Raw genomic sequence first — 10,494 nt, forward strand, 5'->3', positions numbered from 1 at the left:
CGTATATTATTACATCATCAATATAAATCAACGGGATATCAGTTGGGTTAAGGAGTAGAAGCTATTACTCCTACCCCAACATTTGACGTAGAACCCAAATATCGAGTCGTTCTGTCCTCATTAAGTCGATTAACAAGTATAATAGTCATAGGGAATTAAAGGATACGTGCAGTGGGAGGACGAGCTCTATGACTAAAGGGAGAAAAACGACTTGGGAATGGAAACATATTGTGCTCTATTCGGAAAAAGAGGAAACGCTACAAACACTCTAACCCCCAACATGTCACAGAAAATGTGTTGAATCGTGAATTCACAGCAAAAAAAACGAATGAAAAATGGGTAACTGATGTTACGGAATTTAAGTATGGATCATCAAAAAAAGCCTATTTAAGTGCCATTCTTGATCTATATGATGGATCGATTGTGAGCTATGTTCTAGGGCATTCCAATAACAGTGACCTTGTATTCAAGACACTCGACCAAGCGACAGCACTTTTAGATGGGGATCAGGATCATCCACTTATCCATAGTGACCGTGGTTTCCAGTATACATCCCATGGATTTAAACGAAGGATAGATGCGGCTGGGATGGTGCAAAGTATGTCACGCGTCGGTAGGTATATAGATAACGGATCAATGGAATCTTTTTGGGGAACCCTTAAATGTGAGAAATATTATTTACATAAATACGAGACCTTCGAAGAACTTTCTGTTGCGATCGATGAGTACATACAATTTTATAATCACGATAGATATCAAAAACGACTAAACGGCCTTATCCCTATGGAATATAGAGCTAAAGCCGCTTAGATTATTTTTATTATATCCACTGTCTACTTGACAGGGGGCAGTTCATTTTTTATGAGGTCTTCCCTTTATTGCTTTTTTTAAAAGGAAATAGATAAACTAAAAGCAAAATGTATAAAATTGTTATTATTATTTTCACAGATATAGGGACACTATTAAAGTATTCTTTTACAGAGTGTCCGAGATTAGAATTAATAAAGGTTCTAATAAAGTTAACTACTAAAAAAAATAATACCAAAATCCAAAAAAGTATATTTTTAATATTCCGCAAAACTTACCATCCCTTATTTTTAGTATAGTTAAAATTATTATAATTGGTCGGATGATTTATTAAAATAGGACGAATATAATGCTTTTAGCTGTCCATTTTGCTACTTTTTTATTAAAGTGACCATACTTAATTAATGATTTCTCAATCCCTGTTTGAAGATCATCTTCCCATTCAAATAAAAAATCAGTTATGTCTGCAACGGATTTTTCTCCACATTTGGCAGCTATCATTTTAGCGGCGGCTTTAATAATCGATGATTTCCATTGAGGTTGTATCCGATGATGATAATCAAATCTTTGTTTAAGTAAATCATTCTGTTCATCAAGACTTAAATGAAGTTCCTGTGCAATTTCTAAGAACTCTGCTTTTTGATCTTCACTCAAACTTCGAAATATTGGATTTGATTGTATGTCATTTACATTATCTGGTGATTGAATGCTTTGAGCTACAGGGGTGCTGGCAGTTTTAGCGTTTGCAGCTGTAGGAATAAATGTATATGCAGACCCTAAAATGCCCAAAGTAGTCATAACGGTAACACCTTTGATAATTTGTTTCTTCACTAGTTTCTTCATAAAAATCCCCCTTTTTGATACGTTTTTTGCGTACTATTTCAGGAATGTTATTGAACTAATTTAAATATACCAAATAATTAGCCAAATAGTGATATGTCAAAAGTATCATTTGGATGAATTTCATAAATAACAGCCCTTGAGACACAAAGGGTTTAGAATGTTAAAAAAGGAGTACCTCCCCAAATCTCGAAATAGTAAGTTGCGACACAAAACTACAGAGATTGGAGGAATACTCCCTATGACTATTATACGACAAGGAAGCCTTTTTGACCTGCAAGAATTATACGATTTAGAACCTACCCAACGATTTGAAGCTATTTTTTCAGCTATTGATATTGATCCGATTCTCACTGTGGTAAAGAAAAAGTCGCGCTTGGACAGACCTGTTGAACTTAATGATGCGGCAATGATTTACTCCTTAGTGGCAATGATTACCGAACGAATTCCATTTATTAAAGGCTTAGTCAAGCGATCACTGAAGGATTTATTACAGATGATACAATCGCCATTGATGCCACTTACTTTGAAGCGGAAGATAAGGCACCTCCAAAGGAAAAAAAGCCTGAAAAAGCCCCCAAGAGACGTGGTCGTAAATCCAAGGAAGAACGGGAATAATGGTTGATTGAAAAAGGCAGAACGCGAAGCTAGCCTACCTCTTTTCGAAAAGAAGATTGAAGACCAGTTGGACATCCCTTTAACTGACCCATTTTGACATTGTAGCCTTAGTTTATAATGCTTCAAAATTAGCTGCTGATCGTATTAATGCCATGTTAAATCAACAACAAGCTGCGTAGATTTAAAATTTTTAAAGGTATCAAAATCCTGCAGGTCTGTTTTTCTTTATACAATGGAATTATGAAATTGATTCACGTCTATGAAGTTTTGATAATTTTATAATTTCCACATTCCTGTTGTACCGTGTGCGCTGTTAACATCAACATTTATATTACATTCACTAATTCCGTTAATGTCTAAGTATTGCCACATTTGAGCATAACTTAATTCCTCCGAAGGACATGGAGCTGGATTAACCACATCAGTTTTATTTGAAGCAGTTACCCAATAGTAAATTGAATCTCCACCTCAAGGTTCACCATTGATAGTCTCTAAATTTTTTTAGTATAAAAAGAAGAAATTGTTCGTAAGTGACATTTTGTGAATATTTATTGATGCAACAAATAGCGATCTTTCACGGTAAAAGATCATCTAAGTATTTTATGGAAAATATTTATGCTGTTTCTGTTCTTTATCCAGTGATCTTTAAGATATTATCCTCAATAGGTAAAAAGTCCTGAATAGTAGTATGGATGATATTGTAAATGATGTAACCGAGATTCATTTGATTTTGCTGGGTAATCACCCTATAATCACCCTATAATTACCCACATATACCATCCAAAGTTATTTGTGTGTTCTTGCCATACTTTGAAAGGAGTGTATGGCCGCAACCTGACAAGCTAAAAACGCCTCTCATTCCAAACACAGCGTCATCTCAGGTTAGCTGATATATTTAAAATAGCCAGCGTCAATAACATTTAATACAAGAAGGATCAACATCTGAATAAAAGGCATCTGTTTTTGACTATTAGACTGTTAACAACTAAGATAATGTTGATTTCGTGACGTTGGGTGTTTTAAAACGTTTAAATCTAAAAATGAAAGACAATCGATATATAATATAGCAAAGCATTGCGGCGGGATGTTTTTCCCGTACGCTAATATAGGGGTGGAATCATTTATGAACACAATTTTAATTGCTGATGATGAAACTGAGATTGCGGATCTGGTTGCTTTGCATCTGGAAAAGGAAGGATACGGTGTCATCAAAGCTTCCGATGGCGAAGAAGCTATTCGAGTGATCCAAACGCAATCGCTGGACTTAGCCATATTAGATATTATGATGCCCAAAATGGACGGTTATGAAGTGACTCGTCAAATTCGAGAACGACATCATATGCTGCCGATTATTTTTTTAAGTGCCCGCACCTCAGATTTTGATAAAATCACTGGACTGGTCATTGGCGCAGATGATTATATGACCAAACCGTTCAATCCGATGGAACTGATTGCGCGCGTAAAAGCCCAGCTTCGCCGTTCCAAGCAATTCAATCAAACCACAACCAATCAATTGATACTGGAAGCTGGCGGATTGGCCATTTATCCTGAACAGCGCACAGTGGCCCTCTATGGCGAAAACATTGAGCTGACCCCGAAAGAGTTTGACATTTTATATTTACTGGCCAGTTACCCAAAGAAAGTTTTTAGCGCGGAAAGCATTTTCCAAAAAGTGTGGGGGGAAGCATACTACGAAAGCCAAAATACGGTTATGGTTCATATTCGTACGTTGCGAAAAAAGCTCGGGGACGACAAAAATAAATTTATCAAAACTGTTTGGGGAGTAGGTTATACATTCAATGCATAACAAAATTCGAAGTTTTCGATTTAAAATGATTCAGTTCGCAGGGTTAAGTATGCTTCTGTCGGGCGCTATTACTTATTCGATCTATAAAGCTCTTCAGTTTTATTATCATACTTATGTTCATTATGAAGATCCGTTGGTTCGTTTTCGCATCTTCATAAACAATGTTGGAGATGTTAATTTTTTCTTGATTATTTTCATTCCCCTTTCGATCATTTTTTTCTTTTTGTTAACTAAACGGTATGCCATTTATTTTAATGAAATTTCTAATGGCATTCATCATTTGGCCAATGGCGACTTTAAAAATCGCGTTACGATTTCCTCGAAAGACGAATTTGGGAAAATTGCACAAGATATCAATTTGGCGAGTGAAAAACTGCAAGAAGCTATAGAAAGAGGGGATTTTGCTGAAAGCAGCAAAGATCAATTGGTTGTGAATCTGGCTCATGATTTGCGTACGCCGCTGACTTCTGTTTTAGGTTACTTAGATTGGATTCTTAAGGGCGATCAATTAACAGAGGAACAAATGAGGCATTTTGCAAAAATCGCATTTACCAAATCCCAGCGTTTAGAGAAACTGATTGATGAACTGTTTGAAATAACGAGAGTAAACTACGGGATGCTGCCTATTAAAAAAACAAGAATTAATTTAAGTGAACTGCTCGCCCAGCTAAATGAAGAAATGTATCCTGTGTTTAAAAAAAATCATTTAGTATCAAGAATGGATATTCAACCGGATTTATATATTGATGCTGACGGAGAACAGCTGGCCCGTGTGTTTGAAAATCTCCTGACTAATGCTGTCCGCTATGGAAAAGACGGCCAATTTATAGATATCAACGGCTTTCTTGATGAAGGGCATATCGTTATTCGAGTGATTAATTATGGTGATTACATTCCTCAGGAAGAATTGCCTTTTATTTTTGACATGTTCTATAAAGGTGATAAAGCAAGAACACATCAAGAGGGCAGTACAGGTCTTGGCTTATTCATTGCCAAAAATATTGTAGAACAACATCATGGAAATATTTCTGTCGAAAGCAGTGTGATTCGTACATGCTTTGAAGTGCGCTTGCCGCAAGAATCTCTGGCAAAAGATGAGGCAAAAACTGCAAGGGAATAACTTAAGAAAAATTTAATATTTAGCCCCACTTTTTTTTAAACAGTTTTCTTTATTCTAAGTACAGGATAGATAAGGAGGAAAACGCAAATGAAGAAGTGGGGCTTTTATGTCATTATTTTGCTGATTTCTGGCATTTATATCGCTCTATTATTCCCTCAGAAAATAGGGGGCGTAAAAGAAGAGCAAGCTTTTCATAAAAGTACTGGATCAATAGAAATTACAAAAGATATGGTATATCAAGGAAACCTGGTATTGGTCAATAAAAAGTATCCGGTTCATCCGGAGGGGATAAAGTCGGATATTGTTTATTTGCGTCAACATAATGAATTGGTCAATGGCTACGGGCTGCTAGATACAAATATTCGTCTATCAAAAGGAGTAGCACAAAAATTTTCAGAGATGCTCGATCATGCTAAAAAAGAAGGCGTCCGTCATTTTTTGATTAATAGCGGCTACCGTGACTTTAAAGAGCAAAATAAGCTGTTTGGACAAATGGGTTCTTCTTATGCTTTGCCGGCAGGTTATAGTGAACATAATTTAGGCTTATCGCTAGATGTTGGATCAACCCTAACGAAAATGAATCGGGCACCTGAAGGAAAGTGGCTGAAAGAAAATGCGTGGAAATACGGATTCGTTTTACGGTATCCTGAGGACAAAACAGCGATTACAGGAATCCAATATGAACCATGGCATATTCGTTATGTTGGCTTGCCGCACAGTATCATCATGCATGAAAAGAACTTAGCCTTAGAAGAATATTTGAAATATCTAAAGGAAAAAAAGAATATTTCTATTCGGTTCAATGGCATAAAAGCTGCTGTTTCTTATTACCCTGTTTCTCATAATATGACCATTAACGTACCGAAGCAGTACTATTATGAGATTTCAGGAGACAATGTAGATGGGGTCATTGTCACAGTGTTTTCGTGATCAACACATACTAATTAAAAAAGCAGGAAGAAAAAATGAAAAAAACAACACGAATAATGTTGCACATACTATTTGTTTTATATATGTATGCTTTATTCAAAATCATTTTGTTCAAGTTCAACTCGATTGATATCAGTTTTCTTTGGGATCAACTTCAGAGAAATCTGGGAAACACCGATTATATATTAAATAGGCTGCAGTCAGGAAATTTTACTGTATTTGAAACTATTTCTAATTACATTCAGAGACCGTCGATCCATAATATAATTAATATATTTGGAAATATTCTAATATTCATGCCATTTGGCGCTTTCCTTTTGTTATATTCCAAAAACAAAGGAATGACGCTAATCAATGTATTGGCTTTATCCTTAAGTCTAAGTTTATGTCTCGAATGCTTGCAGGTTGTTTTTACTATTGGCGCTTTTGATGTAGATGATCTCATACTTAACACTTTTGGAGGCTGTATGGGCTGCATCTTTTTCAAGCTATGTCACAGGATATTAAAATTTAGAGAATGGCATTTTTTACAGTCATAATCGCGAGGCAAGCGAAACATACTGCGGCAAGTGATTAAACCGAATAGAAAATAAACCTATTAAAAAAGACTGGACCAGGCAGTCCTACCTTTAATTGAAAGTTACAGTTTTTGGGGGACTTTATGATGGACTTAATGACCAATATCATAAAAAAAGTTGAAAATACTTATGGGATCCAAATAACATGCGACCCTAATCAAAAATCGATATTCAAGGGGTACGATGCCCAATTAAAAAAAGAAGTCATTGTATCACTTGAATGTTTAATTGATAACGATTTAAAAGATCCTATTTATCTTCTTTGGTACCTTGAACAAAATGCCGTGGACAGCGCAGCTATTTTATTAGATGAACAACGTCTTCAAAAAGTTAAATTTGTTAAACAAATAAATCTTAAACCAGCTAATACAAAAAAGTGTATCCTTTGTGAAGGACATTTTAAGCTGCCATAACCCTTTTATAGAACGATAAACCGATTTCCCAAAAATAATGGAGATCGGTTTCTTTATGTACCATTGCTTTCGAACGGAGTTGCTCGATCACGAGAGGACAACATTATGAATATATTTATTAGATGGTTTTCGAATTTTAAGGCTGCTATCCCTTAAATATATTTTATGATGATAAATAAGATTGGAATTAACTGGATGTTTTTGTAATGCCGACTGCTACTTATAAAGCGGGTAAGAGCGGGTAAGCAGGGTTCATGGCTGTCTAAGGCATGACACCGCTCTTAATAAAATAAATGTTTAAAAAAGGAAATCGTTTCTTTGTTATTTAAGAGAAACGGTTTTGCTGTTTTATATATTATTCGATTTATAGTCTTTTGCCTTTTAATTGTTTGCAGCATTGTTTAGAGAACTTTCCTAAGGAAATCGAATAAACTGTTTATACAGATTTGTAATAAATAACATTTTAAAAATTTTCGATATTCGAGGAGCAGTTTTATGAAACGGAATCGTGAGCAAAAAACACGAAATTGTTCTTTTGATGATTGTGATAATAGCCATTTATTTAGTCATTGTAATCGCTGTAATCTTTTTCACTGCTGTAAATGTGACGGTTGTAATTGTTTTAACTGTTGTAAATGTTGCGAGTGTGTTTTTTGCTGTCCACCGAAATCGAAAAAATCAAAAAGGCGGACCGGGGTGCCTTGCCCAACTGGAGTAACCGATCCAACCTGCCCGACAGGTCCAACAGGAGCAACGGGTCCACCGGGAGCAACGGGCCTAACAGGAACAACAGGAGCAACGGGAGCAACGGGTCCGCCGGGAGCGACAGGTGCAACCGGAGCGACTGGTCCACCGGGAGTAACGGGTCCAATTGGAGTAACGGGCCCAACGGGAGTAGCTGGTCCAACGGGAGCGACCGGCTCAACCGGGGCAACCGGTCCGACCGGAGCGACTGGTGCAACAGGAGTAACGGGTCCACCGGGAGTAACTGGTCCAACGGGGGCGACAGGATCAACCGGGGTAACCGGTCCGACCGGAGTAACGGGCCCAACCGGAACAACCGGTCCACTGGGAGCAACGGGTGCAACCGGAGCGACAGGCTCAACGGGAGCAACGGGTCCAATCGGAGCGACGGGTCCAATTGGAGTAACGGGCCCAACCGGAGCAACCGGCCCAACCGGAGCGACTGGTGCAACAGGAGTAACTGGTCCAACCGGAGAGACCGGCCCAACTGGAGCGACTGGTGCAACCGGAGCAACGGGTCCAATTGGAGCAACAGTCTCAACGGGAGCGACTGGTGCAACAGGAGTAACTGGTCCAATTGGAGTAACGGGCCCAACCGGAGCGACTGGTGCAACCGGAGTAACGGGTGCAACCGGAGCAACTGGTCCAATTGGAGCAACTGGTCCAATTGGAGCAACTGGTCCAATTGGAGTAACGGGCCCAACCGGAACAACGGGTCCACCGGGAGTGACAGGCCCGACCGGAGTAACCGGCCTAACTGGAGCGACCGGTTCACCGGGAGTAACTGGTCCAACCGGAGCGACAGGCCCAACCGGAGTGACTGGTTCAACAGGAGCGACTGGTCCAACGGGAGTAACAGGACCACCGGGAGTAACTGGTCCAATCGGAGCAACGGGTCCACCGGGAGCGACGGGTCCAATCGGAGCAACCGGCCCAACCGGAGCGACAGGCTCAACGGGAGTGACTGGCCCAACCGGAGTGACAGGTCCAACCGGAGCAACGGGTCCAATTGGAGTAACGGGCCCGACCGGAGTAACCGGCCTAACTGGAGCGACCGGTTCACCGGGAGTAACAGGCCCGACCGGAGCAACGGGTCCACCGGGAGCAACGGGTCCACCGGGAGCAACGGGTCCACCGGGAGAGACAGGTCCAACCGGAACAACCGGTCCAACCGGAGCGACAGGCCCAACCGGAGCAACGGGTCCGACCGGGCCAAGAGGGTCATCCGTATACGGATATTTCTTTAGTACTGGTCCGCAAACTGTTGGGGCTGGAGATGATGTCATATTTAATTCGAATGGCCCTGCTGCCGGGGGAGTGGCCCATACACCTGGAACAGCTCAAGTAACCGTTCCTAATACAGGAGATTATCTGATTGTTTTCGAAGTGACCATGGCATGCAGCCAGCTGGTAACATGGCTGCTTATGGAATTGTTGTCAATACGACTGTACAAACATCCACAATCTTTGGCCAACAGAATATATCTCAAACGGCACAAACATTATCTGGCACTGCTATTTTGTCACTTCCTGCCGGGGCAACACTTACAGTTCGCAACGTAGGTGCAACTCCTGATATTTTGCCTGCCGCTATTGATGGGGCTGTTATCGTTAATGCATCATTTAGAATCGTTCAAATGAGTCCTTAGTGTTAAGTGATGACGAAATATTTTTCAATGAAAGCTTGCACAAGGATAAAAGGATACTGGGAGGAATTTGAAACTCAGTATCCTTATTCATTGTTTTTAATATATATAATTAATAAATTGACGGTTTCTGCCTGGTTCTTTGAAAAAAGGGTTAATATTGGGGAGAAGGAAATATGAAGACTAGTATTATAATTTTAACCCATAACAAACTGGAAATGACAAAGCGATGTCTTGAAAGTATTTATAAACATACACCAGAAAACATTGAATTGATTGTTGTCGATAATGCCTCTAATGACGGAACAGTCGAGTATTTGAAAGAGCAGCAAGATATAAAAGTGATTTTTAACAATGAAAATGCCGGCTTTCCAAAAGGATGTAATCAAGGAGCAGCAATTGCCGCAGGGGATAATATTCTGTTTTTGAACAACGACACTGTTGTCACGGAAAAATGGCTAGGGAATATGCTTCGTGTGCTTAACAGCAGTGATAAGATCGGTATGGTTGGTCCGGTAAGCAATTATTGTTCTTATCCTCAGCAAGTCTCTGTCACGTATCAAGGACTTGATGAACTAGAAGACTTTGCAAGAGAGTATGTACAAACGCATGAGGGTCAAACGATTCCTTATCCCCGGCTTGTGGGATTTTGTTTATTAGTAAAAAAAGTGTTTTAGATGAAATTGGTTTATTTGACGAACAGTTTGGCATTGGCAACTTTGAAGATGATGATTTATGTCCGCGTGCCAGAAAGAAAGGCTATGAACTTGTAATAGCCTTGGATGCCTTTATTCACCATGAAGGCCATGCAACATTTAAGCAAATGGACGGCGCAGATCTAAATAATATTCTTCAAGAAAATCACGAGAAAGCAAACAAAAAGTGGGGAGGAGATATAAACTGGCACCTATGTCAAGGACACAATAAAAAAAGAGATTAAGCACCTAGAAGATGATTCCTATATTGAATAGGGGTCATCTTATTTAGGTTC

The 10,494-nt window shown here is 39.3% G+C and carries 10 protein-coding genes and 2 pseudogenes; 11 read left to right on the forward strand and 1 reads right to left on the reverse strand.

Annotated elements, in window-relative coordinates; all coding sequences use genetic code 11:
• Positions 1-225: 225 nt before the first annotated feature.
• Positions 226-810 (forward strand): annotated as a pseudogene (locus tag JOD45_RS15785) (IS3 family transposase); the annotation flags it as partial.
• Positions 811-1,137: 327 nt separating this feature from the next.
• On the opposite strand, the gene JOD45_RS15790 reads toward JOD45_RS15785, so the two are convergent.
• Complete coding sequence (locus JOD45_RS15790) at positions 1,138-1,650, reverse strand: hypothetical protein (RefSeq protein ID WP_205004877.1); 513 nt, start codon at positions 1,648-1,650, stop codon at positions 1,138-1,140.
• A gap of 238 nt (positions 1,651-1,888) precedes the next feature.
• Here JOD45_RS15790 and JOD45_RS15795 point away from each other — a divergent pair.
• From JOD45_RS15795 to JOD45_RS16680, 10 genes and pseudogenes are all read left to right on the forward strand, one after another.
• Positions 1,889-2,353 (forward strand): annotated as a pseudogene (locus JOD45_RS15795) (IS5/IS1182 family transposase); the annotation flags it as partial.
• 1,035 nt (positions 2,354-3,388) lie between these two features.
• Positions 3,389-4,072, forward strand: coding sequence for a response regulator transcription factor (locus JOD45_RS15800; RefSeq protein WP_205004878.1), 684 nt, complete (start codon positions 3,389-3,391; stop codon positions 4,070-4,072).
• Positions 4,065-5,192 (forward strand): sensor histidine kinase, encoded by a 1,128-nt coding sequence (locus JOD45_RS15805; RefSeq protein WP_205004879.1) that lies wholly within the window; start codon positions 4,065-4,067, stop codon positions 5,190-5,192. Before JOD45_RS15800 ends, JOD45_RS15805 begins: the two co-directional genes overlap by 8 nt.
• Before the next feature lie 87 nt (positions 5,193-5,279).
• Positions 5,280-6,122 carry a VanY-A/VanY-F/VanY-M family D-Ala-D-Ala carboxypeptidase gene (vanY, locus tag JOD45_RS15810; RefSeq protein ID WP_205004880.1) on the forward strand — a complete coding sequence of 281 codons (843 nt, stop codon included), beginning with the start codon at positions 5,280-5,282 and terminating at the stop codon, positions 6,120-6,122.
• Positions 6,123-6,205: 83 nt separating this feature from the next.
• Positions 6,206-6,661 (forward strand): VanZ family protein, encoded by a 456-nt coding sequence (locus JOD45_RS17010; RefSeq protein WP_380898922.1) that lies wholly within the window; start codon positions 6,206-6,208, stop codon positions 6,659-6,661.
• A gap of 125 nt (positions 6,662-6,786) precedes the next feature.
• A complete protein-coding gene (locus tag JOD45_RS15820) occupies positions 6,787-7,113 on the forward strand; it encodes a hypothetical protein (RefSeq protein WP_205004882.1) in 327 nt (108 codons plus the stop codon).
• Positions 7,114-7,621: 508 nt separating this feature from the next.
• Entirely contained in the window at positions 7,622-7,831 is a 210-nt protein-coding gene (locus JOD45_RS16675; protein ID WP_239549326.1) for a hypothetical protein, read from the forward strand.
• Positions 7,810-9,420 (forward strand): hypothetical protein, encoded by a 1,611-nt coding sequence (locus tag JOD45_RS15825; protein WP_380898919.1) that lies wholly within the window; start codon positions 7,810-7,812, stop codon positions 9,418-9,420. The genes JOD45_RS16675 and JOD45_RS15825 overlap by 22 nt, the downstream gene beginning before the upstream one ends.
• A 259-nt stretch (positions 9,421-9,679) precedes the next feature.
• On the forward strand, positions 9,680-10,180 hold the full coding sequence (locus tag JOD45_RS15830; protein WP_239549327.1) for a glycosyltransferase family 2 protein: 501 nt from the start codon (positions 9,680-9,682) through the stop codon (positions 10,178-10,180).
• A complete protein-coding gene (locus JOD45_RS16680) occupies positions 10,153-10,443 on the forward strand; it encodes a glycosyltransferase family 2 protein (RefSeq protein WP_239549328.1) in 291 nt (96 codons plus the stop codon). Before JOD45_RS15830 ends, JOD45_RS16680 begins: the two co-directional genes overlap by 28 nt.
• Positions 10,444-10,494: the final 51 nt, after the last annotated feature.

Origin of the sequence: Scopulibacillus daqui, from assembly GCF_016908855.1 — a bacterium.
GTDB lineage: Bacteria > Bacillota > Bacilli > Bacillales > Sporolactobacillaceae > Scopulibacillus_A > Scopulibacillus_A daqui.